Raw genomic sequence first — 26,412 nt, forward strand, 5'->3', positions numbered from 1 at the left:
TCACTGAAAAGGCCGGGTCTCCCGGCCTTTTTGCTTTCTGGGCCGCCGGTTTTCCACTGCCTGCCCACAGCCTGTGCACCGGCTCTGCACAGGATTGCCCACACCCTTCCGGCCCGACCGCCGGCCGACCCGTCCAGTCCGGATCGCCCATGAACTCTCCGAAGTCGTCACGCAAGTTCGAGCGCGAAGAGCAGCCCGATCCCGAGGTCGGCCAGCTGCGCGTGCCGCCGCATTCGATCGAAGCGGAACAGGCGGTGCTCGGCGGCCTGCTGCTCGACAACCAGGCCTGGGACCGCATCGCCGACCTGTCGCATGAAGACGACTTCTACCGCTTCGACCACAAGCTGATCTTTCGCGCCATCCTCAAGCTCATCGAGCTGAGTCGGCCGGCCGATGTGGTGACGGTATTCGAGGCCTTGCAGAACATCGGCAAGGCTGAGGAAGTGGGTGGTCTCGCCTACATCAACGCGCTGGCGCAGAACACGCCGAGCGCGGCCAACATTCGCCGCTATGCCGAGATCGTGCGCGACCGCGCCGTGCTGCGCGCGCTCGTGACGGTGTCGGACGACATCGCGACCAAGGCACTCAATCCGCAAGGCCGCGATACCAAGCAGATTCTCGACGAGGCCGAATCCCGAATCTTCGCGATTGCGGAAGAGGGCTCGCGCGGTTCGTCCGGCTGGGCGCAGATTCCGGATCTGCTCGCGGAAGTCGTGCAGCGAATCGATGAATTGCACCACCGCGAAGGCAGCAATGAAGTCACCGGCGTGCCGACCGGCTTCATCGATCTCGACAAGATGACGGCCGGCATGCAGTCGGGTGATCTGATCATCGTCGCGGGTCGGCCTTCGATGGGGAAGACGGCCTTCTCGCTCAATATCGGTGAACACGTGGCGATTGAGCAGGGTTTACCCGTGGCCGTGTTCTCGATGGAAATGGGCGGCGTGCAACTCGCGCTTCGGATGCTGTGTTCGGTGGGCCGGCTCAATCAGCAGCGCGTGCGGGTCGGGCGGGTCGAGGACGAGGAATGGCCGCGCCTGATGGCGGCCGTGCACAAGATGCGCGAAGCCCCGCTGTTCATTGACGAAACGCCCGCGCTCAATCCGCTTGAAGTGCGCGCCCGCGCGCGTCGCCTCGCGCGGCAATACGGAAAGATGGGCCTCATCATTGTCGATTACTTGCAATTGATGAGTTCGGCACGCGGCGACGGTGAAAACCGCGCAACCGAAATCTCCGAAATCAGCCGGGGCCTCAAAGCGCTGGCCAAGGAGCTGGACTGTCCGCTGATCGCGCTGTCCCAGCTCAACCGTTCGCTGGAGCAGCGACCGAACAAGCGGCCGGTCATGAGCGATCTGCGCGAGTCGGGCGCCATTGAACAGGATGCCGATGTGATCCTCGCGATCTACCGCGACGAGGTCTACAACAAGGACACGCCGGACAAGGGCACGGCCGAAGTGATCATCCTCAAGCAGCGGAACGGCCCGATCGGCGACGTGCGCCTAGCTTTTCTCGGCGAATACACGAAGTTCGACAATTTCGCGCCGAGCGGAAGCTACTGACCACCACGCAGCTCGCCATCGATTCGAGATTGCTGCAAGACGCAAAAAAGGCCGGAAATTCCGGCCTTTTTCATTCAATTGCCCGACGCGAATCGAGAAACCGATTCACCCCATCACGGCAATGCAGCATTCAAAACGATTTCCGCTCGATGCGGATTTCCTGAAGAATGGTCGCCGCAATTTCCTCGATCGACTTGGTCGTGGTGGAAAGCCAGCGGATTCCTTCCCGACGCATGAGCGCCTCCGCTTCGTTCACTTCCATGCGGCATTGCTCGATGGACGCGTATTTGCTGCCCGGGCGCCGCTCATTGCGCACCTGATGCAGCCGATCGGGCGAAATCGAAAGTCCGAACAGTTTTTCGCGCTGACGCGGCAATACCGACGGCAGATTGCCGCGCGCGAAATCCTCGGGAATGAGCGGGTAATTGGCGATCTTCAGCCCGTGCGTCATCGCCAGATACAGGCTCGTGGGCGTCTTGCCGCAACGGGACACGCCCACGAGGATGACATCGGCGTCGGGCAGGCCCTTGTTCGACTCGCCGTCGTCGTGCGCGAGCGAGAAGTTGATGGCCTCGATGCGGCGGTTGTATTCCTCGGTATCGGCGATCGTGTGGCTGCGGCCGATTCCGTGAGTGGACTTGATTCCGAGTTCCTGCTCCAGACCCGGCACGAATGTGGGAATCAGTTCGTGAATCATGCCGTTGGCCTGACGCATCACCGCCGCGACTTCGGCATTGACCAGCGTCGAGAAAACCAGCGGGCGCTTGCCATCGCGTTCGGCAGCTTCATTGATCCGACGAGCGGCTTCCAGAGCCTTCGAAACGCTGTCCACAAAAGGCAGGCGCACCTGCCTGAACTTGACATCGAACTGCGACAGCAGCGCATGACCGAATGTCTCGGCCGTGATCCCCGTTCCGTCGGAAACGAAAAAGGCGGTCCGCTCGTAGCGGTTGGAAGGGACGAGAGTCAGAGGCATGCGAAAAGGAGAACTTCGGCTTGGGAATGAGCCCGATTGTGCGGTGCGCAGATGAAAAGGCACCGCTACAATCGTCAGGAATAAGGAATCTTAACTGCTCCATAGGAGAACCCATGTCCAACCTCGCTCAGGCAGTCCCGGCCGGCGGCCATTCGGCTTCCGGCTCGACTCCCGCGGCACTTGTCGTCGGCTTCGAGCATCTGCGCATGCACGATGTCGATACCGTCGGCGGCAAGAACTCCTCGCTCGGCGAGATGATTTCGCAGCTCGCCGGTGCCGGCGTACGCGTGCCCGGTGGCTTCGCCACGACGGCGCAGGCGTTCCGCGACTTCCTCGCCTACAGCAACATCACCGGCAAGATCAACGACCGCCTCGCCGCGCTCGACGTCGAAGACGTGCGCGCCCTGGCCGAAGCCGGCAAGGACATCCGCCAGCTCGTCATCGACGCGCCGTTCCAGCCCGAGCTCGAAGCGCAGATCCGCGCGGCCTACGCCGAGCTGGTCAAGGATTCGCCCGAAGGCGTGTCGTTCGCCGTGCGTTCGTCGGCCACCGCCGAAGACCTGCCCGACGCCTCGTTCGCCGGCCAGCAGGAAACCTTCCTTAACGTCATCGGCATCGACAGCATTCTCGTCGCCATCAAGGAAGTGTTCGCGTCGCTCTACAATGACCGCGCGATCGCCTACCGCGTGCACAAGGGCTTCGCGCACGACATCGTCGCGCTGTCGGCGGGCATCCAGCGCATGGTCCGTTCCGACATGGCCTCGTCGGGCGTCATGTTCACGCTCGACACCGAGTCGGGCTTCAAGGACGTGGTGTTCATCACCTCCAGCTTTGGTCTCGGCGAAATGGTCGTGCAGGGCGCGGTGAACCCGGACGAGTTCTATGTCCACAAGCCCATCCTCGAACAAGGCAAGTTCCCGGTCATCCGCCGCGCGATCGGCAGCAAGCTGATCAAGATGGTGTTCACGCAGCCGGGCGAGCCGGGCCGCACCAAGACCATCGACGTGCCGGCCTCGGAGCGCAACAAGTACTCGATCACCGATGACGACATCATCGAGCTGGCCAAGTACGCCGTGATCATCGAGAAGCACTACGGCCGCCCGATGGACATCGAGTGGGGCAAGGACGGCATCGACGGCAAGATCTACATCCTCCAGGCCCGCCCGGAGACGGTGAAGAGCCAGTCGGCCGGCAAGGTCGAGCAGAAGTTCAAGCTTAAGGGCAGCTCGGCCGTGCTGAGCACCGGCCGCGCGATCGGCCAGAAGATCGGCACCGGCCCCGTGCGCGTCATCCTCGACCCGAGCGAGATGGAGCGCGTGCAGCCGGGCGACATCCTCGTCGCCGACATGACCGACCCCAACTGGGAACCCGTCATGAAGCGCGCGAGCGCCATCGTGACGAACCGCGGCGGCCGTACCTGCCACGCGGCCATCATCGCGCGTGAACTGGGCGTGCCGGCCGTCGTCGGCTGCGCCGATGCGACCGACAAGCTCAAGGACGGCATGCTCGTGACGGTGAGCTGCGCCGAGGGCGACGAAGGCAAGATCTACGAAGGTCTGCTCGACGTCGAAGTCTCGGAAGTCAGCCGTGGCGAACTGCCGCCGGCACCGGTCAAGATCATGATGAACGTCGGCAATCCGCAGCTCGCGTTCGACTTCCAGTCGATCCCGAACGGTGGCGTGGGCCTTGCCCGCCTCGAGTTCATCATCAACAACAACATCGGCATCCACCCGAAGGCGATCCTCGAGTACCCGAACATCGATCCGGAACTCAAGACCGCCGTCGAGTCGGTCGCGCGTGGCCATGCCTCGCCGCGTGCCTTCTACGTGGACAAGCTCGCCGAAGGCGTGGCGACGATCGCGGCGGCCTTCTATCCGAAGCCCGTCATCGTGCGTCTGTCCGACTTCAAGTCGAACGAGTACAAGAAGCTGATCGGCGGTTCGCGCTACGAGCCGGACGAAGAAAACCCCATGCTCGGCTTCCGTGGCGCGTCGCGCTACATCGCCGCCGACTTCGGCGAGGCCTTCGCTCTCGAATGCCAGGCGCTCAAGCGCGTGCGCGACGAGATGGGCCTGACGAACGTCGAGATCATGGTTCCGTTCGTGCGCACGCTCGGCCAGGCCGAAGCGGTGCAGGGCCTGCTGGCCAAGTACGGCCTCAAGCGCGGCGAGAACGGCCTGCGCCTGATCATGATGTGCGAGGTCCCGTCCAACGCCATCCTGGCCGACCAGTTCCTCGACTACTTCGACGGCTTCTCGATCGGCTCGAACGACCTGACCCAGCTCACGCTCGGCCTCGACCGCGACTCCGGCATGGAGCTGCTGGCCAAGGACTTCGACGAGCGCGATCCGGCCGTCAAGTTCATGCTCAAGCGTGCGATCGACGCCTGCCGCGCCAAGGGCAAGTACGTCGGCATCTGCGGCCAGGGCCCGTCGGACCACGCCGACTTCGCCCAGTGGCTGGTTGACGCCGGCATCGTGTCGATCTCGCTGAACCCCGACACCGTCGTCGAAACCTGGCAGAAGCTGGCCACCGGCGCGTAAGCGGTCCGCGCAGCGAGCCAACGAGAGCCCCGGCAGAAATGCCGGGGCTTTTTCATTGGTGCGGCGGCACTGTCGGAGCTTTCCCCGCGCCTTTTCCGTCTGGTTCATGCGGGGGCAATGCGGCCAGCGCCAACCGGGCCGCGCCGACGGCCGCATCCGCATGGCGCGACCGGATCACCGGCACGCCCAGGTGTTGCGCGCGAATGTCCTGCCACGCCGCATTGGCGGCGCCACCGCCCACCGAGAACACCCGCGTCGGCGTGATCGCGCCCAGCTCGCCCAGACGGCGGTAGCCGAGCCCCTCGATCGCCGCGATGCCTTCGAGCAGCGCCTGGAAATGCGTCGCGTCGCTGATCGGCCTCGGCCCGTCGCGTGAAACGAGGTCGGGGTCGGCGAAAGGAAAGCGTTCGCCTGTGCCGGCGAGCGGGTAGTAGTCGAGGCCGGTCGGATGGCCCGGGCGCAGCTGGGCTTCGAGCGCGCGCATCCGCCCGACGCTGAAATGCCGCAGCAACGCCGCGCCACCACTGTTCGATGCGCCGCCCACGAGCCACATGTCGCCGAGACGGTGGCTATACACGCCGAAGGCCGGCGCGTTGACCGGCCGGTCGGTGAGGAGCTTGAGCACGAGCGTGCTGCCGAGCGAACTGACTGCATCGCCCGGCTCGCAGGCGCCAGTTGCAAGAAAGGCCGCGACGCCATCCGTCGTGCCGGCGGCGATCAGCACCTCCGGCGACAGGCCCATGTGCATGGCCAGTTCGGGGGCGATCGCGCCGATGGCGCTGCCCGGCGGGCGCACCGCCGGCAGCAGCGCGCGCCGCACGCCGAGCGCATCGAACCAGCCGGGCCAGTCGCGCGCGACCGGGTCGTAGCCGAGCTTGAGCGCGTTGTTCTCGTCGCTGGAGGCAAGCGAGGCGGGCAGATCCGTCGCGCCCTCGGCCCGCAGCCGCGCCGTGATCCAGTCGGCCTGATGCAGCACATGCGCCGCACCCGGCGTGGCCTGCCAGCGCAGCAACCGCGCAAGCGGCGATGCCGGCCCGCGCGCCGCCGAATCTTCAGGCACGATCGCGGCGACCCGCGCGGCCTCGTCGGCGCAGCTCGTGTCGTCGTACATGAGGCCGGGCGTGAGCGGGCGCAGCCGCGCGTCGGTGAGCAGCAGGCTGCCCGAGGTGCCATCGACCGCGATCGCCGCGACGCGGCCGCCGCGCCGGCCCAGCCCGGCGCACAGACCGGCCAGCACCGCCCAGGTCGCGTTCCACCAGTCGTCGGGCGATTGCGTCGCGGCGGCGCCATCCCGGCGCGAAGGCGGCAGCGCCGCGCTCGCCGTCGCGACCACATCGAGCGCGGTGTCGATCGCCACCGCGCGCACGCCTGAAGTGCCGAGGTCGATGCCGATGGCGAGTCGGTCATCGCTGCTGCGGGGGGAGTGGATCAAGGGCCGGTTCCGTCGGGCAGGAAGTCGGCATCAGGGTAAAGGGAGGGCGCCGGCCATCAGCTTCGGGTTTCCGCCGGGGCGGGGGTAGACGGCGTGTGCCGGCCTCGGCTGGCGGTGCCAACCGGTCACGCCCGCGTCAGCCCTCGGCCCTGCCGCCCAGCCCCAGCAGCCGCGCCGCGTTGTCCTTGAGGATCAGCGGCTTCACCTCGGGCCGAAAGCCCGCCTCGTCGAAATCCTTCATCCAGCGCTCGGGCGTGATGAGCGGGTAGTCGGAGCCGAACAGCATGCGGTCCTTGAGCAGCGTGTTCGCGTACTGCACGAGTTGGGGCGGGAAGTACTTCGGACTCCAGCCCGACAGATCGATCCAGACGTTGGGCTTGTGCATCGCCACCGACAGCGCCTCGTCCTGCCAGGGCCAGGACGGATGCGCGATCACGATCTGCATGCTGCCGAAATGGGCCGCGACCTCGTCGAGATGCATCGGATTCGAGTACTCGAGCTTGAGCCCGCCGCCGCAGCGCATGCCGCTGCCGATGCCCGAATGCCCGCTGTGGAAGATCGCGGGCAGGCCGTATTCCTCGATCACCTCGTAGATCGGCCAGGCCATGCGGTCCCACGGGTGAAAGCCCTGCACCGTGGGGTGGAACTTGAAGCCGCGCACGCCGTGCTCCTCGATGAGCCGGCGTGCCTCGCGCGCGCCCATCTTGCCCTTGTGCGGATCGATGCTCGCGAAGGCGATGAGGGTGTCCGAATTGTTCTTTGCGGCCTCGGCGATCTCCTCGTTCGGGATGCGGCGGCGGCCCATCTGCGCCTCGGCATCCACAGTGAACATCACGAGGCCGATCTTGCGTTCGCGGTAGTACTCGACCGTCTCGGCGATGGTCGGGCGCCGGCTGCTGCGGAAGTACTTGTCGGCCGCGCGGTCGAATTCCTCGCCGTAGTTGTCGAAGGGGTTCCAGCACGACACCTCGGCGTGCGTGTGGATGTCGATCGCGACGAGTTCGTCGGGCTTGAGCATGCGGGTCTCCTCGGGCGGCGGCGATGCGCCGTTTGTTTATTCACAATAACAAATATTCGGCACTACGCCGACCCGCTGGTACCACCCGGCGCACGGCAGGCAACACGCTGTCACGACGGAGAAAACACCAAGGCAACGCAGGCTAGGGATTACCCGAAAAGCTATGCCAAAGCTTCATCCGAGGGAAACTACTTAGCCTTCTAAAGCTTGTTTTTAGTTTTAAACAATAAGCAAAATGGGGCCTCCGACGAATTGCAGGACAGCCTTCCGATGCTCACTCCCGACCTTCCCCCGCCCACCCTGTTCGACGGCCTGGACCTGCTGCGCATCGACGTGTCCGGCGTCGTCGCGACGGTCACGCTGGCCCGTCCGGCCAAGCGCAACGCCATCAACGACCGGCTCATCGCCCAGCTCCACACCTTTTTCGTAAACCTGCCCGAAGAGGTGAGGGCGGTGGTCATCGACGGCGAGGGCGAGCATTTCTGCGCCGGGCTCGACCTGTCGGAGCTGTCGGAGCGCAGCGTCGCCGAGGGCATCCTGCATTCGCGCGGCTGGCATGCGGCCTTCGACGCGATCCAGTTCGGCCGCGTGCCGGTCATCGCGGTGCTGCACGGCGCGGTGGTGGGCGGCGGGCTGGAACTTGCAAGCGCTTGCCACATCCGCGTGGCCGAGGCGAGCACCTTCTACGGCCTGCCCGAAGGCCAGCGCGGCCTGTTCGTGGGCGGCGGCGGCTCGGCCCGCGTGCCGCGCCTGATCGGCTTCTCGCGCATGACCGACATGATGCTCACCGGCCGCGTGTACGACGCCGCCGAGGGCGAGCGCATCGGCCTGTCGCAATACCTCGTCGCCGACGGCGAAGGGCTGGCGAAGGCGCAGGCGCTCGCGCAGCGCATCGCGGCCAACGCGCCGCTCTCCAACTTCGCGGTGATGCACGCGCTGCCGCGCATCGCCGAGCTGCCCCAGGCCGAGGGCCTGTTCGTCGAGTCGCTGATGGCCGCGATCGCCCAGGGCGACGATGCCGCCAAGCAGCGCATGCGCGCCTTCCTCGAAGGCAAGGCCGGAAAGGTGAGCAAGCAATGAACGCGATCGATCCCACGAGCTTCGCGCCACGCTGGCGCAACACCCGCGTCGGCGGCTGCGTCGATGCCACCGTCGAGACGCGCGCCGACGGCAGCGTCGTGCTGCGCTCGACCGAGGCGCTCGGCGCCTATCCCGAACGCGTGACCGACCGGCTCGAACTCTGGGCCCAGATCGCGCCGCACCGCACCTATGTCGCCCAGCGCGACAAGGCCACGGGCGACTGGCGCCGCGTCACCTACGTCGAGGCGCTCGCGCAGGCGAAAGCGCTTGCACAGGCCTTCATCGACATGGGCCTGAGCGTCGAGCGGCCCATCGCCATTCTGTCCGACAACGACATCGAGCATCTGATCCTCGCGCTGGGCGCGCTGTGGGCCGGCGTTCCGTACGCGGCCATCTCGCCCGCGTACTCGCTGGTGTCGAAGGACTTCGGCAAGTTGCGCCATGTGCTGGGCAAGCTCACGCCGGGGCTGGTGTTTGCGTCGTCGGCGGCGCCGTTCACGGCCGCGATCGAGGCGGTCGTGCCGGCCGACGTGCATCTCGTGTTTGGCGAAGGCGCGATCGACGGCCGCGCGAGCCGGCGCTACACCGAGCTGCTCGCCATCGAGTACCGCGACAGCGGCGCCGCCGCGCATGCCGCCGTCACGCCCGACAGCATCGCCAAGTTCCTGTTCACCTCGGGTTCGACCAAGGCGCCCAAGGGCGTCATCAACACCCACCGCATGCTGTGCTCGAACCAGCAGATGGTGGCGCAGAGCCTCGCCTTCCTCACCGAGGAACCGCCGGTACTCGTGGACTGGCTGCCCTGGAACCATACCTTTGGCGGCAACAAGAACATCGGCCTCGTGCTCTACAACGGCGGCACGCTCTACATCGACGGCGGCAAGCCCACGCCCAGCGGCATCGCCGAGACGTTGCGCAACCTGCGCGAGATCTCGCCCACGGTGTACTTCAACGTACCCAAGGGCTTCGAGGAGATCGCCCATGCGATGGAGCGCGACGACGAGCTGCGCGAGCGGCTGTTCGCGCGCGTCAAGGCCTTCTTTTTCGCCGGCGCCGGCCTCGCGCAGGCGGTGTGGGACAAGCTCGACGCCCTGGCCGAGAAGACGATCGGCGAGCGCATCCCGATGTACAGCGGCCTGGGCATGACCGAGACCGCGCCGTCGGCGATCTTCGCGCTGCGCAACGATGTGGCGGCCGGCCACATCGGCCTGCCTTGCCCGGGCGTGGAAGTGAAGCTCGTGCCCGTCGATGGCAAGACCGAGATCCGCTTTCGCGGCCCCAACGTCATGCCCGGCTACTGGCGCGAGCCCGAGCAGACCGCCGAGGCCTTCGACGAAGAAGGCTTCTACAAGACCGGCGACGCGGTGCAGTTCGTGGACCCGGCCGACGTGAAGCGCGGCCTGCTGTTCGACGGCCGCATCGCCGAGGATTTCAAGCTTTCGACAGGCACCTTCGTGAGCGTCGGCGCACTGCGCGCCAAGGTGCTTGCCGTGGGCGCGCCGCTGGTGCAGGACTCGGTCGTGACCGGCATGAACCGCGACGACATCGGCCTGCTGATCTTTCCGCAGATCACTGCCTGCCGCGCGCACGCCGGCCTCGCGGCCGACACGCCGGTGCCCGAGGTGCTGCATCACCCCAAGGTCCGCGAGTTCTTCCAGGACGTGGTGGACCGGCTCTGGCGCGAAGGCACGGGCAGCGCCAACCGCGTCGCGCGCGCCCACCTCATGGCCGAGCCGCCGTCGCTCGACGCCGGCGAGCTGACCGACAAGGGCTCGATCAACCAGCGCGCGGTGCTCAAGAACCGCGCCGCGCTGGTCGAGGCGCTGTACGAAGGCCGCCCGGCCGACCCCTGGGTGCTGCTGCCGCAGCGCTTCTGAACCGGAGCTTCAAATGGATCTTCAAGGACAGGCCGCCCTCGTGACGGGCGGCGGATCGGGCCTGGGCGCCGCCACCGCGCGCGAACTCGCCCGGCGCGGCGCGAAGGTGGCCGTGCTCGACATCAACGCCAGGGCCGCCGACGCGGTCGCGGCCGAGATCGGCGGCATCGCCTGCGCCTGCGACGTGACCTCGCCCGAAAGCGTCGAGGCCGCCATCGCCACCGCCGCCGGTGCCCACGGCCCGGCGCGCGTGCTCATGAACGTGGCCGGCATCGGCGGGGCGAAGCGCGTGGTGCAGCGCGACGGCAGCGCCGCGCCGCTCGACCAGTTCCGCCGCATCGTCGAGGTGAACCTCCTCGGCAGCTACAACGTGCTGCGGCTCGCCGCCGCCGCGATGGCGAAGCTCGAACCGCTCGCCGACGGCGAGCGCGGCGTGATCGTCAACACCGCCTCGGCCGCCGCCTTCGACGGCCAAGTGGGGCAGGCCGCCTACTCGGCGTCGAAGGGCGGCATCGCCGCGATGACGCTGCCGCTCGCGCGTGACCTCGCCCAGCACGGAATCCGCGTGCTCACGCTCGCGCCCGGGCTCTTCCTCACGCCGCTGCTGTACGAGCTGCCCGAGGACGTGCAGCGCGGGCTGGCGGAGTCGATTCCCTTCCCCAAGCGTCTCGGCAAGCCCGAGGAATTCGCCGCGCTCGCCGCGCACGTCGCCGAGAACCCCGCGCTCAACGGCGAGGTGATCCGCATCGACGGCGCGCTGCGGCTGCCGCCGCGCTGACCCGGGCCGACGCGCCAGCGCCGTGACCCACCGGCGCGCACCCAACACCCGACGGCGGCAGCAACCGCCGCGCCAAGCACGAGGCCCGGCCTCGCAGGGAGACCCTCATGTGGAGCTATGAACCCCCGCTGCGCGCGATGCGCTTCGTCATCGACGAGGTGCTCGACGCGCCCGCCGACTGGCCGCGCCTGCCCGCCCATGCCGACTTCGACGCCGACACCGCCGCCGCCGTCATCGCCGAGGCCGGCAAGTTCGTGAGCGAGGTGATCGCGCCCATCAACGGCGCCGCCGACCTCGAAGGCTGCAAGTGGACGCCCGACGGCAAGGTGACGACGCCCGCCGGCTACCGCGACGCCTGGCGCGCCTATGTTGACGCCGGCTGGCCCGCGCTCGCCTGCGACGCCGACCTCGGCGGCCAGGGCCTGCCGCTGCTGCTCAACGCCGTGCTCAACGAAATGCTCGCCGCCGGCAACCACGGCTGGACCATGTACCCCGGCCTGCTGCACGGCGCCTATGAATGCATCAAGGCCCATGCCAGCCCCGCGCTGCGCGAACGCTGGCTGCCCGGCATCGTGAGCGGCGAAACGCTCGCCACCATGTGCCTCACCGAACCCCAGGCCGGCAGCGACCTCGGCCAGGTGCGCACCCGCGCCGAACCGCAGGCCGACGGCAGCCTGCGCATCAGCGGCAACAAGATCTTCATCAGCGGCGGCGAACACGACCTGACCGACAACATCGTCCACCTCGTGCTGTGCCGGCTGCCCGACGCGCCGGCCGGCAGCAAGGGCCTGTCACTCGCGCTCGTGCCCAAGCTGCTCGACGACGGCAGCCGCAATGCGCTGCGCTGCGACGGCATCGAGAAGAAGATGGGCATCAAGGGCAGCGCCACCTGCGTCATGGCCTTCGAGGGCGCGACCGGCTGGCTCATCGGCGAGCCGGGCAGGGGCCTGAACGCGATGTTCGTGATGATGAATTCGGCCCGGCTGCATGTGGCCATGCAGGGCCTCGGCCATCTGGAGGCCGCCACGCAGAACGCGCTGCGCTATGTGCACGAGCGCACCCAGGGCAAGGCCCGGCCCGCGCCCGCCAACGGTCTCGCCGCGAGCATGACCGTGGCGCCGCAGCGCGGTGGCGCCGCCGGCGACCCGATCGCGCTGCATGCGCCGGTGCGCCGCATCCTCAGCCGGCTGCAAGCGCTTGCAGAAGGCCAGCGCGTGCTCGCCTATGCCACCGCGCAATGGCTCGACCGCGCCGAGCAGCATCCCGACGCCGCCGAGCGCGAGAAGGCGCTCGGCCATGTCGAGCTGATGACGCCGCTGCTCAAGGCCATGCTGACCGAGAACGGCTTTCTCGGCGCGAGCGACGCGCTCCAGCTCTGGGGCGGCTACGGCTATGTGCACGAGTACGGCATCGAGCAGACCCTGCGCGACAGCCGCATCGCGATGATCTACGAGGGCACGAACGAGATTCAGGCGCTCGACCTGGTGCAGCGCAAGCTGCTCGGCGACGAAGGCCGGCGCCTCGGCGCGCTGCTGGACGAGTTCGCCGCCGAGGCGGCCGCCTGCCGCGCGGCGTCCGAAGCCTGCGACCGCGACGCGCTCGGCACGCCGGTGCTGCGCGAGTTCGCGACCGCGCTGGAGGACGCGATCGTGGCCTTCCGCGCCGGGGCGGAGGAACTGGCGCAGGTGGCGCGCGACGATCCGGGCTGGCCGGCGGCCGTGGCGGGCGATGTGCTCAAGGCCTTCGGGTTGGTGGCGCTGGCCTGGGGCTGGGCGCGGAGCGCGCGGGCGGCGGCAAGGCATCCGGGGGATGCGTGGTATGCCCAGCGGATCGTGATTGCCGGGCATGGAAGGGATTGGTTGTTGCCGGAGTTGCGGTTGCGGTTGGAGCTGGTGCGGCCTTGTGGAAGGGAGTTGCCGTGGTTGGTAAAGGCGTGAAGTCACAAGGCGGAAAAAGCCACTGCAAACCTCGGATGGGTGCCCGAGACAGTGCCGGCACCTGACTCTTGCAGTAAGAGCGCTGTCTCAAACAGTCCAGGTTGCCCGCTCCTTGCACGTGTCAATGAGCCGCGCATTCGGCTCATCAGTGCTTTCCACCCAAGCCACCGCCTCCTCATAACTCCTTCCAAACCGCTGATGCCGCGCCACCAGCCGTTCCCGCCGCAAATCCCCATCCACCTCCACGAACCACGCCTCATCCAGCAACGCCCGCACGCCCGTCCAGTGCCCCTGGTCGAGCAGCAGATAGTTCCCCTCGGTGATCACCAGCCGCGTCTCGGGCGGCACGGGGATGGCGCCGGCGATCGGCTCCTCGATCTCGCGGCGGAACTCGGGCGCGTACACCGTCTCGCCGGGTTGCGGGTCGCGCAGGCGGCGCAGCAGCGCGACATAGCCGGCGCTGTCGAAGGTGTCGGGCGCGCCCTTGCGGCCGGCGCGGCCGAGCCGGGCCAGCTCGACATTCGCGAGATGGAAGCCGTCCATCGGCACGACGACGGCCACATCCGCAAACGCTCGCAGCAGCACCGCCGCGAGCGTCGATTTGCCGCTGCCGGGCGCGCCGACGATGCCGAGCACGCGCCGGCCACCGGCGTCGAGCAGGCGGCGCACGCGGGCGATGGCTTCGGCGGGCAGCGCGATGGCCACCTCGGCCGCGGCCGGCAGCGCGCCAGCCGAACCAGCCGAGCTGGCCAAGCCAGCCGCTGCCGCCGTCACCTCGTCGCGCGCGCCGTTGTTCATGCCGCGCTCGTCGCGGGCGTCGTGCCTTCCGGCGTAGCCACGGCGGCCGAGGCCGCCGCCGGCTCGATCGCCGGGTAGTCGCCCACGCCCTCGGGCCAGGGCGTCAGCACTTCGAAGCCGGTCTCGGTCACGACCACCATGTGCTCCCATTGCGCCGACAGCGAATGGTCCTTGGTGACGACAGTCCAGCCGTCGCCGAGCGATTTCACCGGCGCCTTGCCGGCGTTGATCATCGGCTCGATGGTGAAGATCATCCCCGGCTCCAGCGTGATGCCTTCGCCGCGCTTGCCGTAGTGCAGCACCTGCGGTTCGTCGTGGTAGGTGGTGCCGATGCCGTGGCCGCAGTACTCGCGCACGACGGTGAAGTTCTCGCGGTGGGCGACGGTCTGGATGGCGTGGCCGATGTCGCCGAGCGAGGCGCCGGGGCGCACGGCGCGGATGCCGGCCACCATCGCTTCGTAGGTCGTCCGCACGAGCCGGCGCGCGAGCGGGCTGGGTTCGCCGACGAAGTACATGCGGCTGCTGTCGCCGTACCAGCCGTCCTTGATGAGGGCGACGTCGATGTTGACGATGTCGCCGTTCTTCAGCTTCTTGTCCGACGGGATGCCGTGGCAGACCACGTGGTTGACCGAGGCGCAGATGGTCTTGGGATAGCCGTGGTAGCCGATGTTGGCGCAGATGGCGCCCAGCTCGTTCACGATGAAGTCGTGGCAGATGCGGTCGAGTTCGTCGGTGGTGATGCCCGCCTTGACGTGCGGGCCGATCATGCGGAGCACTTCGGCGGCGAGCTTGCCGGCGCGGCGCGCCATCTCGATCTCGCCGGGGCTGCGCAGGGGGATGCGGCCGTTCTTCATGCGCTTGCCCTCATGGCGGTGACGGTGGTGACTGGGGTACTTGCCGGGTTGCCGGCGTTGGCGGAGGTGGCGTCGGCGGCCACCTCGTTCTCGATGAGCAGGCGGCAGAGGTCGCTGTAGCGCAGGTCGGGGTTCAGCTCGCAAAGCATGCCGATGCGCAGCCAGTGCTCGGCCTGCGAATTGATGGAACGGCTCAGCGCGCCGCTGGCGACGCGCAGGTTCTCGTGCATGGAATCGGAAATCTTCACCAGGCCCATAGGGGCTCCTGAATATACGGTTTGTAGATGATACGTTTATTCAGGGCCGAGCCGGGCGGATGACCTGCCGGCCGCGATGGGCGTGGCGCCAGAAAGCCGCGCCGCGCGGTCGAGGCCGTCAGCGTCCGCCGGCCGCGATCCGCCCCGCGAGATAGGTCCACACGAAGGTCGCGGCCGCGCAGGCGGTGAGTTCGGCGTGGTCGTAGGGCGGGGCGACCTCGACGCAATCCATGCCGACGAAGTCGAGGTCGGCGAGGTCTTCGAGCAGCGTTAGCACCTGGTTGGTGGTCATGCCGCCCGGCTCGGGCGTGCCGGTGCCGGGCGCGAACGCGGGGTCGAGGCAGTCGATGTCGAGGCTGAGATAGACGGGCGGATTGCCGTGGGCGCGCAGCCGTTCGCGGATGGCGTCCATCACCGGGGCGAGCTGTTCGCCGTTCTCGCGGCCGCGCAGCGCGCGGGCGGTGAAGATGAGTCCGCCCTGGTCCTGCACGTAGTCGCGCGCGGCGCGCTCGCCGGAGGAGCGGATGCCGATCTGGGTGAAGCATTCCTTCACCACGAGGCCTTCGTTGATGGCTTCGTACACCCAGGTGCCGTGGCCGCTCGGCTCGCCGAAGTGGTCTTCCCAGGTGTCGCAATGGGCGTCGAAATGGATGACGGCGACGGGGCGGCCGAGGTGGGCCTTGAGCGCGCGCAGGATCGGCAGGGTGACAGAGTGGTCGCCGCCGAGCCAGACCATGTGGCGCTCGGCGAGCAGGCCGGGCAGCAGTTGCGCGAAGCGGGCGCGCATCGCGTCGAGGCCGGTGTTGGGCAGGGGCAGGTCGCCGCAGTCGTGCAGGTGCTCGATGGGGCTGACGTCGAAATGCGGATGGATGCCGTCGCAGAGTTGATGGCTGGCGAGGCGGATGGCGCGCGGGCCGAGGCGGGCGCCCGAGCGGTTGGTGGTGGAGCCGTCCCACGTCAGGCCGGCGATGCCGTAGGGCGCGGACGGGCCGCCGCTGGCCTTGAGGAAGCTGTTCTGGTCGAGGTAGGCGAAGGCGTGGTGCTGCGGCTGGGGCGTGTTCATGACGGCGGCGGATGGGGAAGCGGGCGGGCCGGGCTGGCGCGCGGAGGCGGGCGAGCCTAGCGGGCGCGGCGCCGGGTCGACAATGCACGCTTCTCCCGTCCGGACCCCGCCATGACCACGCCCCTCATCGACGCCACCGACCTTGCCGCCGCTCTTGACCGCTTTGCCGAGGAGCGCGACTGGGCGCAGTTCCATTCGCCCAAGAACCTCGCGATGGCGCTCGCGGGCGAAACCGGCGAGCTGGTGGAAATCTTCCAGTGGATGACCGAGGCGGAGTCGCATGAAGCCGGGCGCGATCCGCGCACCGCCCGCGCCGTGCGCGACGAGATGGCCGACGTGCTCTGCTATCTCGTGCGCCTGGCCGACCGGCTCGGCGTGGACCTCGACGCGGCCGTGCGCGACAAGCTCGCGGCCAACGCGCTCAAGTACCCGGTCGAACTCGCGCGCGGCAGCAATCGCAAGTACGACGAGCTTTGACACGACGCCGGAGTCCGGTGGGTACGAGCGCGACGCCTTTGCCGATGCCGCGCCGCGTCGGCCGACCGCCCTAGAGATCGATCACCAGCCGCGCCGATTTCGCGCGCGAGCAGCAGGGCGTGAACTCGGCGTTGGCGGCCTGTTCCTCGGGCGTGAGGTACTGGTCGCGGTGATCGACCTCGCCCGCGAGCACACGCGTGAGGCAGGTGCCGCACACGCCCTGTTCGCAGGACAGCATCACGTCCACGCCCGCCTCGGCGAGCGCCTGGGCGACGGTGCGGTCGGCCGGCACGGTCACGACGCGGCCGCTCGACGCCAGCACCACCTCGAAGGCGCGGTCGCCGGCATGGGGCGCGACCTCGGCCGCGAAGAACTCGCAATGCAGCCGCGACTCCGGCCAGCCCGCCGCGCGCGCCGCGCCGAGCACCGCCTCGATGAAGCCCGCCGGGCCGCAGACGTAGAGGTGGGCGCCAGCGTCGGGGGCCGGAGCTGCGCCACCGTCAGCCGCGACCAAGGCATGCGCGCCAGCCTCGGTCGCGCCACGCTCCGTGGCCGAACCTGCCAACAGCGCCGCCAGATCGAGCTTCTGCGCCGCCTCGCCGTCATCGACATGCAGCGCGACCCGCCCCGCGAAGCGCGGTTCGGCCAGCCGGTCGAGGAAGGCCATGCGCTCGCGCGAACGGCCGCAGTAATGCAGCGCGAAATCCGCGCCGCGCGCCGCGAGCGTCTCGGCCATCGCGAGCATCGGCGTGATGCCGATGCCGCCCGCGACGAGCAGGCTGCGCTGCGCCTGCGGCACGAGCGGGAACAGGTTGCGCGGTGCGCCCACGGTGAGCGTCATGCCCTCGCTCACCTCGTCATGCAGCGCGCGCGAGCCGCCGCGCGAGGCCGGATCGCGCAGCACGCCGATCAGGTAGCGATGCGTTTCGCCGGGCGGGTTGCACAGCGAGTACTGCCGCACCAGACCGCCCGGCAGATGCACGTCTATGTGCGCGCCGGCCTCGAAGCCGGGGAGGGCGGCGCCGTCGGGCGCGACCAGCTCGTAGCTGCGGATGCCGGCCGCCTCGTCGCGGATGCGCGCGACGCGCACCGCGAAGGTCAGGTCACGGCCGGGGCTTGCAAGCGCTTTCATGTCGGCACACGGGCGCGGCATGTCCGCCGGGGCCGGCTCGCCCGTGACGGCGGCGGGGGCCGGCGCGTTCACGCGACCTCCTTCGTTGCCACGCCCGCCGCTTCCTCGGCGCACAGCCGCTCGATGATCTTGCGCGCCTGCACGCCGCCCGCGTCGATGTTGAGCTTGAGCAGCGCGCGTTGCGGATGCGCGCTCAGGTTGAGCTGCTGGCGCTCGAGCATTTCCATGTCCTCGGAAAAGATCTGGCCCTGGCGCTCGCGCGTCGCGGCGGTGAGGGCGGCGTCGTCGGCCTTGAAGTGGCGCGCGAGGCCCCAGAAGTACCAGTGCGTCGTCGCCGTCTCGGGCGTGATGAAGTCCACCACGATGCCGTTCGCCTTCAGTTCGGCCGGCGCGTCGAAACCGCCCTTGCCGGCGAGCGCGACGCCCACGTCGATCAGCACGTTGCTCGGCGCTACGAAGCGGCATTTCTGCCAGCGGTCCACCGGCTGGTCGTCGGGCAGGCCGTTGGCGCGCAGACCGGCCTGCCAGAACGGCGGCGGCATCACGCCATGCATCTCGCGCTCGGTCACGACGCGGTCGCCGTCCACGCGCGTGACCGGCGGCGCCTCGTCGATCTCCTTCTGGCCGATGCTCGTGGAGTGGACGTAGGTCTCGTGCGTGAGGTCCATGAGGTTGTCGATCATGAGCCGGTAATCGCACTTGACGTGGAACACGCCGCCGCCGAAGGCCCAGTCGGACTGGCGCGCCCAGGCGAGGTCGGGAATGGTGTCGGGCGTGGCGAGCGCGGCGTCGCCGGGCCAGAGCCAGATGAAGCCGTGGCGCTCTTCCACCGCGTAGCGCCGCACGGCGGGGAAACCGCGCACGCGCTGGGCCGGCATCGCCACGGTCTTGCCGTCGCGGTCCATCTCCAGGCCGTGATAGCCGCATTGCAGCCGGCCGCCGCAGACCTTGCCGAGCGACATCGGCGCGCCGCGATGCGGGCAGAAGTCCTCCACCGCCGCGACGCGTCCGTCGGCGTCGCGGAAGAAGGCGATGCGCTCGTCGCAGATGGTGCGGCCGAGGGGCTTGTCGGCGGGAATCTCGTCGGGCAGGGCGGCCACGTACCAGGCGTTTTTCGGGAACATCGGTGTCTCCTCCGTTAGTCATTCCGTGTACGGAATGATGAATCTGGATGTCCGACGGAGGCGCTTGGTGATTACCCGAAGTCGCACGTGGAATGCAGCTTATGTGGGGGTGCGGCCCGGCGCGGGGTGGTGGCGGGCCTTGTGCCTTGCGGAGGTTGATGGGACCGCTGCGCGGTCCTCGGCTGGTCGGACCTGCCGTTCACTCGCGCGATGACAGCTCGCCGCAAGGCAGAACGCCGCAAGGCAGAATCCACCGCATCGCCCACGCACCCGACCGCCCGCCGCCATGCCCGCTCCGCAAGACGATTCGCTCGACATCGACCTCTACGATCAGCCCGGCCATCTCATCCGCCGCGCGCAGCAGATCGCGGTGTCGATCTTCCATGACGCGCTCGGCCGCGACGTGACGCCGGTGCAGTACGCGATCCTTCGCATGCTCCAGGAGCGGCCCGGCATCGATCAGGTGACGCTCGCGCAGGAGGTGGCGCTCGATACCTCCACTGCCGCCGAGATCGCGGTGCGGCTGGAAGCGAAGGGCTGGATCGTGCGCGAGCTGCTGCCGCGCCGTCAGCGCCGGCTGGTGCTGACGCCGGCCGGCGAGGAAATGCTGGCCCGGCTGGTGCCCGGAGTGCATGAGTTGCAGGCGCGGCTGTTCGAGGGTTTCGAGGCGCAGGAGCAGCAGGACTTCATGCGGCTGCTGCGGAAGTTCGTGCATCTGAACAACGAGCAGAGTCGGGCGCCGCTGCGGCGTGCGGTGGTGGATCCGGCTGCCGGATCGTGAAGTGAGGGGGCGCGGAGCGGGGATGAGGGTGGGCGGGGCGACTGGAGCGGCCTTGCGCTGCGCACAAGGCTTCCCTCGCTGCCTTCGGTAGCCCGACGGCCCGGCAATCCAACTCAGCCCGGCGATGCCGGGCTTCAAACAGGATTGCCTAAACGGCCTGCGGCCGTTTGCCGCCGTCTACCTCGTTCGCTCGGCGCTCCAGACACCCCGCCCACCCTCATCCCCGCCCCGCGCCTGGACAGGCCGCAGTCCGGCTGGTGTTGAGTCGGTGCTTGCCTCCGAAAGATGCGACCAGCTCAACCACAGCCCGGGACCGCACAGCGGTCCCATCAACCTCAGCAAGGCACAAGGCCCGGCGCGGGGTGGTGGCGGGAAGCCGCGCCCCTTGCCAGCGCCGAGCGACGAGGTAGACGACGACGAGCCGCGAAGCGGCTCAGGGCTGCCTGTTTGAGGTCTGCGCAGCAGACCGAGTCGGCAGCCCGGGCCGTCGGGCTACCGAAGGAGCGAAGGGCAGCCGCCGCGTCCAGCGGCGGCCGCAGGCTCGGGGCGCGGCTTCCCGCCACCACCCCGCGCCGGGCCGGGCCGTTTTCACTGGCAGCTGAAGCTCGCCGCCGCCTCCACATCCCCGCTGCCCTTGTAGACCGCCACCTTCGGCCACGCGCACAACGGCCGCGTCCGCGTGGGGAAGGCCGCAGCGGCCGTGTTCGCCGCGCGCGCCGACGCCGCGATGCTGTCCGGCGCCTTGCCGCCTTCCACCCAGTCCACGATGGCCGCGAGCATGTCGAACTTGTCGGTCGCCGGGCCGCCCGAGCAATGGTTCATGCCCGGCACCGCGAACAGCCGCGCGAAGCCGCTGGCGTCGCCGCTGTTGGCCGCCGCGAGCGCCGCGTACCAGTTGCGCGTGTCGTTGTACGAGAACACCGGGTCGCTGCCGCCGTGATAGACGATCAGCTTGCCGCCGTGGCCCTTGAACTTCGACAGGTCGCTCGGGTTGGGCGGGGTCATGAAGGTCATCGCGGCGGTCGTGTAGGTCAGGTCGGTCGCGTAGATCTTGGGCGCGTCGATGTCGAAGCTGAAGCCGCGCAGGTAGTCCACGACGTTGGTGCCGTCGCCGGTCACGCGCGTGGGCGGCGTCGTGAACACATAGGGCAGCGAGCCGCCGCCGAGCGTGGCGATGATCGCGTTGGGCACCGAGGTGGTCGAGCTGCCGAGCTTCCACACGCGCCAGCCGCCCGCGCCGATGCCGGCGTCCCACGGCCAGTCGGAATAGAGCTGCTTGCCGCTGCCGTCGCGCGGCCCGTCGAACACCTTGTTCAGCACCACGACCTGCTCGCGCGACAGGCAGGTCGCGGTCTTGTCGCCGGCGCAGGCGAGTTCGGCCGGGTCGAACACGCCCTTGCAGCTCTCGAAGCGGTTGACCATGCCGTCGGCCAGGCCGTCGAGCGCGTCGCACTTCTCGACGATCTTCGCGGCGACGAGGTTGAGGTCGTCATTGCTGAAAGCGCTTGCAATGATCGGCTTGCCGTCGGTGTCGAGCGGCGCCACCGACGAGAAGGCCTGCACGTCCCAAGCGTGCTGCACCGCCGCCTTCGGCAGGTTGAAGCCCGGATTGCCCGCGACGATGCCGTCGAAGCGGTCGGCGAAGCGCGTGGCGGCCACGAGCGCCTGGCGCCCGCCGTTCGAGCAGCCGAGGAAGTAGCTGTGCCCGGCGTCCGCGCCGTAGAAGCGTCGGATCACCGCCTTGGCGATCTCGGTCGTGCGGCCGACCGCGTTGTAGCCGTAATCGACGCGCGCCTGCGGGTCGAGGCCGAACAGCGAGCCGCCGACGATCGGCGCGCTCTCGGTGGTGTGGCCGCCGTCGGTGCTCGCGACCGCGAAGCCGCGCGTGAGCGCGTTCGTGGTCGGGCCGCCGCCGAGGATGTTGCCGTAGGCGGGGTTCACCACGCCGTCGGTGCCGCCGCCGCCCTGGAACATGAAGCGGCCGTTCCAGTCGGTGGGCAGGCGCAGTTCGAAGCCGATCGCATAGGCCTTGCCGTCCACCGGGCTGGTGTGCGGATCGATGCTGCCGGTCACGCGGCAGTGCTGGGGCAGGGCGCTGTCGGCGCCGCTCGGCGTCACCGTGCCCGCCGCGACCGTCTCGGTGGCGGTGACGGTCAGGCCGGTGATGCCGAGCGCCGCCGTGGTGATCTCGCCGCAGGCGAGCTTCGTAACCGACGCGGCGTCGCTGCTGTCGTCGCTGCCGCAGCCGGCCAGCCCGAGCACGCCTGCGAGCGCGACGGGGATTGCGAAATGGGTCTTCATCCTGTGCGTCTCCTCCCGGTCCGGTCGTCTGCCGACGGATGCGGCGCGCCACGCCGGACCTGTGTGGGGCCGGATTATTATTTTTGAGAAATAAATAAATCGAGTCATAAGGACTGGTGCTTACCCCTAGCCGAGGGGCCTCGGCGGCGTGCATCGGCCGATGAGCGCACAAAGCCGGTTTCCCCTAGGCAGATACGCCACCGCACGCCGCAACGCAACATGCGTCTGAGGGAAAACACCAACTGAGCGAAAAAGCTTTTTGCTTAAAAGTGATAAGCAATGAGGCGCAGCCGAAAGAGCCGTGCCCGACCACAAGCCCACGTTGGAGGAAGACATGACCCAGCCCCGCAAGCTCGCGGTTCTCACCGCGCTCGCCTGCGCCCTCGCCGCCGGCGCCGCGCATGCCGACATCACCATCGGCGTGACGCTGCCGCTCACCGGCCCGGCCTCGGGCCTGGGCATTCCGGTCAAGAACGGCATCGCGCTCTGGCCGCAGTCCATCGCGGGCGAGAAGCTCAACGTCATCGTCCTCGACGACGCGACCGATCCGACCGCCGGCATCAAGAACGCGCGCCGCTTCATCACCGAGGACAAGGTGGACGTGATCGTCGGCTCGGCCGCGACGCCCGTGGCCGTCGCGATGACCGACGTCGCCGCCGAAGGCCAGACGCTCCAGATCGCCGTGTCGCCCGCCATCGTCCCGGACGGCCGCGACGCCTACACCTACCGCATCGCGCACAGCACGGCCGTGATGGCGCACGCGATGGTCGAGCACATGAAGAAGCTCGGCGTGAAGACCGTCGGCTTCCTCGGCTATGGCGATGCCTACGGCGAAGCCTGGCTCAAGGACTTCACCGCCAAGGCGACGGCCGCCGGCATCAAGCTCGTGGCCACCGAACGCTTCCAGCGCTCCGACACCAGCGTGACCGCGCAGGCGCTCAAGCTCGTGTCGGCCAGCCCCGACGCGATGCTCGTCGTCGCCTCGGGCAGCGGCGCCGCGATGCCGCACCGCGCGATCGTCGAGCGCGGCTACAAGGGCAAGATCTATCAGACCCACTCGGCCGCCTCGCGCGACCTGATGCGCGTCGGCGGCAAGGACGTGGAGGGCGCCTACGTGGTGAGCGGACCGGCCACCGTCGCCGAACAGCTGCCCGACAGCAATCCGTCGAAGAAGCCGGCGCTGCAATTCGTCGCCGACTACGAGAAGGCCTACGGCGCCGGCTCGCGCAACCAGTTCGGCGCCCACGCCTACGACATCCGCCTCGTGCTCGAAACCATCGTGCCGGTCGCGCTCAAGAAGGCGAAGCCGGGCACCAAGGAATTCCGCGCCGCGCTCAAGGACGCGCTCGAAGCCGCCGGCCCGATCGCGGTGTCGCAAGGCGTGCTCGACTACTCGGCCAAGGACCACTGGGGCTTCACGCCCGAGACCGGCGTCATCCTCAAGGTCGTCAACGGCGACTGGAAGCTGGAGAACTGAGGCATGGACGCCTCCATCGCGGGCATCCTCGCGCTCGACGGCGTCACCAACGGCGCCGTCTATGCGCTGCTGGCGATCGCGACCGTGCTGCTGTTCTCGGTCACGCGCGTGCTCTTCATTCCCCAGGGCGAATACGTCGCCTACGGCGCGCTCACGCTCGGCATGTTCCAGCTCGGCCAGACGCCGGGCACGGTGTGGCTGCTGCTGGCGCTGACAGCGTTTGCATGCCTGACCGAGAGCGTCGCGCTGTTCCGGCGCGGGCAGGACTTCTTCGCGGTGCTGCGCCATGTGCGCTCGGTCGCGGGCTGGCCGGTCATCATCTCGATGCTGTCGGTATGGGCCGCGCCCAAGCTGCCGCCGCTGTGGGTGCAGGCGCTGCTCACGCTCGGGCTGGTCACGCCGCTGGGCGGCATGGTGTGGCGCATCGCCTTCCGGCCGCTGGCCGACGCGAGCGTGCTGGTGCTGCTGATCGTGTCGGTCGGCGTGCATTTCGTGCTGACCGGGCTGGGGCTGGTGTTCTTCGGCGCCGAGGGTTATCGCAACCCGAGCTTCTGGGACGAACGCTTCTCGCTCGGCGCGCTGTCGCTGAGCGGGCAGACGGTGATCATGCTGCTGGCCTCGGTGGCGCTGATCGCGATGCTGTGGCTGTTCTTCGAGCGCAGCCTCTACGGCAAGGCGCTGAACGCCACGGCCGTCAACCGGCTGGGCGCGCGCATCGTCGGCATCTCGACCGAGACGGCCGGGCGCAGCGCCTTCCTGCTCGCGGCCTTCATCGGCGCGCTGTCGGGCCTGCTGGTCGGGCCGACCACGACGATCTTCTACGACAGCGGCTTCCTGATCGGCCTGAAGGGCTTCGTCGCGGCGGTGTTCGCGGGGCTGCACAGCTATCCGCTCGCGGCGCTGGGCGCGGTGCTGCTCGGCATGGTCGAGAGCTTCGGCGCCTTCCAGGCCAGCGCCTTCAAGGAGGTGATCGTCTTCACCTCGATCCTGCCCGTGCTGCTCTGGCGCTCGCTGCGCCATCCGGACCATGAGGAACACTGAGATGACCCCGGCCCAATCCGCCGCCAAGCTCCCGGCCCCGGTGGCCGCGCGCGGCGGCCTCTCGTTGCGGCGCGCGGCGCCGGCGCTGCTCGCGGCGGTCGTGCTCGCGCTGCCGGTGCTGCCGGTGCCCGAGTTCTGGATCACCCAGCTCGACTACATCGGCCTGTACGCGATCGCCGTGCTCGGCGTGGTGCTGCTCACGGGCGTGGGCGGGCTGACGTCCTTCGGGCAGGCGGCCTTCGTGGGCCTCGGCGCCTACACGACGGCGGTGCTGACGACGCAGTTCGCGCTGTCGCCGTGGATCACGCTGTTCGCGAGCCTGGCGGTGGCGGGCGCGGTGGCGCTGCTGCTGGCCTTCCTCACTCTGCGCATGTCGGGCCATTACCTGCCGCTCGCCACCATCTGCTGGGGGCTGGCGCTGTACTACCTGATGGGCAACCTCGACGGCCTGGGCAAGTACGACGGCATCGTCGCGATCCCGGCGCTGAGCGTGTTCGGCCTGGAGCTGCGCGACAACCGCAGCCTGTTCTGGGTGATCTGGGCGGTGGCGCTGGCGGCGGCCTTCGGCGTGACGCGGCTGCTCGATTCGCGCCCCGGCCGCGCGATCCGCGCCCTGCGCTGCGGCACGACGATGCCCGAGGCGATGGGCATTTCCACCTTCCGCTACAAGGTGGCGATTTTCGTGCTGTCGGCGCTGCTGGCGGCCGTGTCGGGCTGGCTGTTTGCGCACTTCCAGCGCGCGATCAATCCGTCGCCCTTCGGCATGCACATGGGCATCCAGTACCTGTTCATGGCGGTGCTGGGCGGGGCCGGGCAGGTGTGGGGCGCCTTCGCGGGCGCGGCGGCGGTCAAGCTGCTCGAAGACCGGCTCCAGGTCTGGCTGCCGCAACTACTGGGCACGTCGGGCAGCTTCGAGATCATCGTGTTCGGCGCGGTGCTGATCGCCACGCTGCGCTTCGCGCCCAGGGGCATCTGGCACTGGGTGGAAAGGCGCTGGCCGGCACCGCAGCGCGTGCGCGACTGGGGCGAGGCCGAGGCGCTGGCGCCGCGTGCGCGGCCGGAGCCTGCAAGCGCTGGCAAGGTGGATGCGGAAATCGCGCTGCATGGCGCGCTCGGTCAGACCGACGCGCCCGCCGACCGCGCGCCGCTGCTCGCCGCCAAGGACCTGCGCAAGCAGTTCGGCGGGCTGGTCGCGGTGAAGGACGTGGGCTTCAGCATCGGCCACGGCGAGATCGTCGGCCTCATCGGGCCGAACGGCGCGGGCAAGTCCACCACCTTCAACCTGCTGACGGGCGTGCTGCCCGCCACCTCGGGCGAAGTCACCTTCATGGGCCGGCGCATCGAGAAGGCGAAGTCGCGCGAGATCGCGGCGCTCGGCATCGCGCGCAGCTTCCAGCACGTGAAGATGGTTCCGGAAATGACGGTGCTGGAGAACGTCGCGCTTGGCGCCCATCTGCGCGGCGGCTCGGGCATCGCGCGCGCCATCCTCGGCCTCGACCGCGCCGACGAGCGCCGCCTGCTGCGCGAGGCCGAGCGCCAGCTGCTGCGCATCGGCATGGGCCATCTCATGCACGAGCAGGCCGGCAATCTCGCGCTCGGGCCGCAGCGGCTCATGGAGATCGCCCGCGCGCTCTGCCTCGACCCGGCGCTGCTGCTGCTCGACGAACCCGCCGCCGGCCTGCGCCACCAGGAGAAGCTCGCCCTCGTGGAGGTGCTGCGGCAGTTGCGCGCCGAGGGCATGAGCCTGCTGCTGGTGGAGCACGACATGGACTTCGTGATGGGCCTGACCGACCGCATCGTGGTGATGGAGTTCGGCACCAAGCTGATCGAAGGCACGCCCGAGGAAGTGCGCAACAGCCCGGCGGTGCGCGCCGCCTATCTCGGCACCGAGCATTGAGGAGCGCCGC

General features: G+C 68.9%; 21 protein-coding genes. 11 read left to right on the forward strand and 10 right to left on the reverse strand.

Features of this window, described 5'->3' with window-relative positions; all coding sequences use genetic code 11:
- Positions 1 to 149 precede the first annotated feature (149 nt).
- Complete coding sequence (locus H566_RS0109685; RefSeq protein ID WP_028311291.1) at positions 150 to 1,559, forward strand: replicative DNA helicase; 1,410 nt, start codon at positions 150 to 152, stop codon at positions 1,557 to 1,559.
- Between the two features lie 130 nt (positions 1,560 to 1,689).
- Here the strand turns inward: H566_RS0109685 and ppsR are convergent, their stop codons facing one another.
- On the reverse strand, positions 1,690 to 2,535 hold the full coding sequence (ppsR, locus tag H566_RS0109690; RefSeq protein ID WP_051378461.1) for a posphoenolpyruvate synthetase regulatory kinase/phosphorylase PpsR: 846 nt from the start codon (positions 2,533 to 2,535) through the stop codon (positions 1,690 to 1,692).
- Between the two features lie 113 nt (positions 2,536 to 2,648).
- On the opposite strand from ppsR, the gene ppsA reads away from it, so the two are divergent.
- Complete coding sequence (gene ppsA / locus H566_RS24090; protein WP_084544925.1) at positions 2,649 to 5,078, forward strand: phosphoenolpyruvate synthase; 2,430 nt, start codon at positions 2,649 to 2,651, stop codon at positions 5,076 to 5,078.
- Between the two features lie 52 nt (positions 5,079 to 5,130).
- Here ppsA and H566_RS24095 read toward each other — a convergent pair whose 3' ends face one another.
- Together H566_RS24095 and H566_RS0109705 are read right to left on the reverse strand one after the other, a co-directional pair.
- On the reverse strand, positions 5,131 to 6,510 hold the full coding sequence (locus tag H566_RS24095) for an FGGY-family carbohydrate kinase (RefSeq protein ID WP_245591319.1): 1,380 nt from the start codon (positions 6,508 to 6,510) through the stop codon (positions 5,131 to 5,133).
- Between the two features lie 136 nt (positions 6,511 to 6,646).
- A complete protein-coding gene (locus H566_RS0109705; protein WP_028311293.1) occupies positions 6,647 to 7,528 on the reverse strand; it encodes an amidohydrolase family protein in 882 nt (293 codons plus the stop codon).
- Between the two features lie 270 nt (positions 7,529 to 7,798).
- Between H566_RS0109705 and H566_RS0109710 the strand changes: the two genes are divergently transcribed.
- From H566_RS0109710 to H566_RS0109725, 4 genes are all read left to right on the forward strand, one after another.
- Positions 7,799 to 8,608 carry a crotonase/enoyl-CoA hydratase family protein gene (locus H566_RS0109710; RefSeq protein WP_084544926.1) on the forward strand — a complete coding sequence of 270 codons (810 nt, stop codon included), beginning with the start codon at positions 7,799 to 7,801 and terminating at the stop codon, positions 8,606 to 8,608.
- Positions 8,605 to 10,485, forward strand: coding sequence for a feruloyl-CoA synthase (locus H566_RS0109715; RefSeq protein WP_034411023.1), 1,881 nt, complete (start codon positions 8,605 to 8,607; stop codon positions 10,483 to 10,485). Before H566_RS0109710 ends, H566_RS0109715 begins: the two co-directional genes overlap by 4 nt.
- A gap of 13 nt (positions 10,486 to 10,498) precedes the next feature.
- Positions 10,499 to 11,263 (forward strand): SDR family NAD(P)-dependent oxidoreductase, encoded by a 765-nt coding sequence (locus H566_RS0109720; RefSeq protein ID WP_028311296.1) that lies wholly within the window; start codon positions 10,499 to 10,501, stop codon positions 11,261 to 11,263.
- Positions 11,264 to 11,370: 107 nt separating this feature from the next.
- Complete coding sequence (locus tag H566_RS0109725) at positions 11,371 to 13,200, forward strand: acyl-CoA dehydrogenase family protein (RefSeq protein ID WP_028311297.1); 1,830 nt, start codon at positions 11,371 to 11,373, stop codon at positions 13,198 to 13,200.
- 87 nt (positions 13,201 to 13,287) lie between these two features.
- Here H566_RS0109725 and H566_RS0109730 read toward each other — a convergent pair whose 3' ends face one another.
- The 4 genes from H566_RS0109730 to speB all read right to left on the reverse strand — a co-directional run bounded on the left by H566_RS0109730 (position 13,288) and on the right by speB (position 16,172).
- Positions 13,288 to 13,998 (reverse strand): nucleoside/nucleotide kinase family protein, encoded by a 711-nt coding sequence (locus H566_RS0109730; protein ID WP_084544927.1) that lies wholly within the window; start codon positions 13,996 to 13,998, stop codon positions 13,288 to 13,290.
- The gene (gene map, locus H566_RS24100) at positions 13,995 to 14,852 is read right to left on the reverse strand and encodes a type I methionyl aminopeptidase (protein WP_051378464.1); all 858 of its coding nucleotides are present in this window, start codon (positions 14,850 to 14,852) and stop codon (positions 13,995 to 13,997) included. The genes H566_RS0109730 and map overlap by 4 nt, the downstream gene beginning before the upstream one ends.
- Entirely contained in the window at positions 14,849 to 15,109 is a 261-nt protein-coding gene (locus H566_RS24105; protein WP_051378466.1) for a ParD-like family protein, read from the reverse strand. The genes map and H566_RS24105 overlap by 4 nt, the downstream gene beginning before the upstream one ends.
- Positions 15,110 to 15,227: 118 nt before the next feature.
- Positions 15,228 to 16,172, reverse strand: a complete 945-nt coding sequence (gene speB / locus H566_RS0109745; protein WP_028311299.1) for an agmatinase — start codon at positions 16,170 to 16,172, stop codon at positions 15,228 to 15,230.
- A gap of 111 nt (positions 16,173 to 16,283) precedes the next feature.
- On the opposite strand from speB, the gene H566_RS0109750 reads away from it, so the two are divergent.
- A complete protein-coding gene (locus H566_RS0109750; RefSeq protein WP_028311300.1) occupies positions 16,284 to 16,649 on the forward strand; it encodes a nucleotide pyrophosphohydrolase in 366 nt (121 codons plus the stop codon).
- A 70-nt stretch (positions 16,650 to 16,719) separates the two neighbouring features.
- Here H566_RS0109750 and H566_RS0109755 read toward each other — a convergent pair whose 3' ends face one another.
- Positions 16,720 to 17,781, reverse strand: a complete 1,062-nt coding sequence (locus H566_RS0109755; RefSeq protein WP_051378468.1) for a PDR/VanB family oxidoreductase — start codon at positions 17,779 to 17,781, stop codon at positions 16,720 to 16,722.
- Between the two features lie 68 nt (positions 17,782 to 17,849).
- Positions 17,850 to 18,905, reverse strand: a complete 1,056-nt coding sequence (locus H566_RS0109760) for an aromatic ring-hydroxylating dioxygenase subunit alpha (protein ID WP_028311302.1) — start codon at positions 18,903 to 18,905, stop codon at positions 17,850 to 17,852.
- A gap of 286 nt (positions 18,906 to 19,191) precedes the next feature.
- Here H566_RS0109760 and H566_RS0109765 point away from each other — a divergent pair, with 286 nt between their 5' ends.
- On the forward strand, positions 19,192 to 19,686 hold the full coding sequence (locus tag H566_RS0109765) for a MarR family winged helix-turn-helix transcriptional regulator (protein ID WP_028311303.1): 495 nt from the start codon (positions 19,192 to 19,194) through the stop codon (positions 19,684 to 19,686).
- A gap of 588 nt (positions 19,687 to 20,274) precedes the next feature.
- On the opposite strand, the gene H566_RS0109770 is transcribed toward H566_RS0109765, so the two are convergent.
- Complete coding sequence (locus H566_RS0109770) at positions 20,275 to 21,987, reverse strand: tannase/feruloyl esterase family alpha/beta hydrolase (RefSeq protein WP_028311304.1); 1,713 nt, start codon at positions 21,985 to 21,987, stop codon at positions 20,275 to 20,277.
- A gap of 334 nt (positions 21,988 to 22,321) precedes the next feature.
- On the opposite strand from H566_RS0109770, the gene H566_RS0109775 reads away from it, so the two are divergent.
- From H566_RS0109775 to H566_RS0109785, 3 genes are read left to right on the forward strand one after another with little or no spacing between them, the layout of a single operon-like run.
- Positions 22,322 to 23,464 (forward strand): ABC transporter substrate-binding protein, encoded by a 1,143-nt coding sequence (locus tag H566_RS0109775; RefSeq protein WP_028311305.1) that lies wholly within the window; start codon positions 22,322 to 22,324, stop codon positions 23,462 to 23,464.
- 3 nt (positions 23,465 to 23,467) lie between these two features.
- Complete coding sequence (locus H566_RS0109780; RefSeq protein ID WP_028311306.1) at positions 23,468 to 24,505, forward strand: branched-chain amino acid ABC transporter permease; 1,038 nt, start codon at positions 23,468 to 23,470, stop codon at positions 24,503 to 24,505.
- A gap of 1 nt (position 24,506) precedes the next feature.
- Positions 24,507 to 26,402, forward strand: a complete 1,896-nt coding sequence (locus H566_RS0109785) for a branched-chain amino acid ABC transporter ATP-binding protein/permease (protein ID WP_034411024.1) — start codon at positions 24,507 to 24,509, stop codon at positions 26,400 to 26,402.
- Positions 26,403 to 26,412 lie beyond the last annotated feature (10 nt).

The organism is Derxia gummosa DSM 723 (genome assembly GCF_000482785.1).
Classification (GTDB): Bacteria; Pseudomonadota; Gammaproteobacteria; order Burkholderiales; family Burkholderiaceae_E; genus Derxia; species Derxia gummosa.

Bases quoted from the DNA above. Each gene is read 5' to 3' on its own strand.
- H566_RS0109705 (WP_028311293.1), bottom strand. From the start codon at position 7,528: ATGCTCAAGCCCGACGAACTCGTCGCGATCGACATCCACACGCACGCC.
- ppsR (WP_051378461.1), bottom strand. From the start codon at position 2,535: ATGCCTCTGACTCTCGTCCCTTCCAACCGCTACGAGCGGACCGCCTTT.
- H566_RS0109685 (WP_028311291.1), top strand. From the start codon at position 150: ATGAACTCTCCGAAGTCGTCACGCAAGTTCGAGCGCGAAGAGCAGCCC.
- H566_RS0109715 (WP_034411023.1), top strand. From the start codon at position 8,605: ATGAACGCGATCGATCCCACGAGCTTCGCGCCACGCTGGCGCAACACC.
- H566_RS0109710 (WP_084544926.1), top strand. From the start codon at position 7,799: ATGCTCACTCCCGACCTTCCCCCGCCCACCCTGTTCGACGGCCTGGAC.
- H566_RS0109730 (WP_084544927.1), bottom strand. From the start codon at position 13,998: ATGAACAACGGCGCGCGCGACGAGGTGACGGCGGCAGCGGCTGGCTTG.
- H566_RS0109775 (WP_028311305.1), top strand. From the start codon at position 22,322: ATGACCCAGCCCCGCAAGCTCGCGGTTCTCACCGCGCTCGCCTGCGCC.
- H566_RS0109785 (WP_034411024.1), top strand. From the start codon at position 24,507: ATGACCCCGGCCCAATCCGCCGCCAAGCTCCCGGCCCCGGTGGCCGCG.
- map (WP_051378464.1), bottom strand. From the start codon at position 14,852: ATGAAGAACGGCCGCATCCCCCTGCGCAGCCCCGGCGAGATCGAGATG.
- speB (WP_028311299.1), bottom strand. From the start codon at position 16,172: ATGAACACGCCCCAGCCGCAGCACCACGCCTTCGCCTACCTCGACCAG.
- H566_RS0109725 (WP_028311297.1), top strand. From the start codon at position 11,371: ATGTGGAGCTATGAACCCCCGCTGCGCGCGATGCGCTTCGTCATCGAC.
- H566_RS0109770 (WP_028311304.1), bottom strand. From the start codon at position 21,987: ATGAAGACCCATTTCGCAATCCCCGTCGCGCTCGCAGGCGTGCTCGGG.
- H566_RS0109755 (WP_051378468.1), bottom strand. From the start codon at position 17,781: ATGAAAGCGCTTGCAAGCCCCGGCCGTGACCTGACCTTCGCGGTGCGC.
- H566_RS24105 (WP_051378466.1), bottom strand. From the start codon at position 15,109: ATGGGCCTGGTGAAGATTTCCGATTCCATGCACGAGAACCTGCGCGTC.
- H566_RS0109750 (WP_028311300.1), top strand. From the start codon at position 16,284: ATGACCACGCCCCTCATCGACGCCACCGACCTTGCCGCCGCTCTTGAC.
- H566_RS0109760 (WP_028311302.1), bottom strand. From the start codon at position 18,905: ATGTTCCCGAAAAACGCCTGGTACGTGGCCGCCCTGCCCGACGAGATT.
- H566_RS0109765 (WP_028311303.1), top strand. From the start codon at position 19,192: ATGCCCGCTCCGCAAGACGATTCGCTCGACATCGACCTCTACGATCAG.
- H566_RS0109720 (WP_028311296.1), top strand. From the start codon at position 10,499: ATGGATCTTCAAGGACAGGCCGCCCTCGTGACGGGCGGCGGATCGGGC.
- ppsA (WP_084544925.1), top strand. From the start codon at position 2,649: ATGTCCAACCTCGCTCAGGCAGTCCCGGCCGGCGGCCATTCGGCTTCC.
- H566_RS0109780 (WP_028311306.1), top strand. From the start codon at position 23,468: ATGGACGCCTCCATCGCGGGCATCCTCGCGCTCGACGGCGTCACCAAC.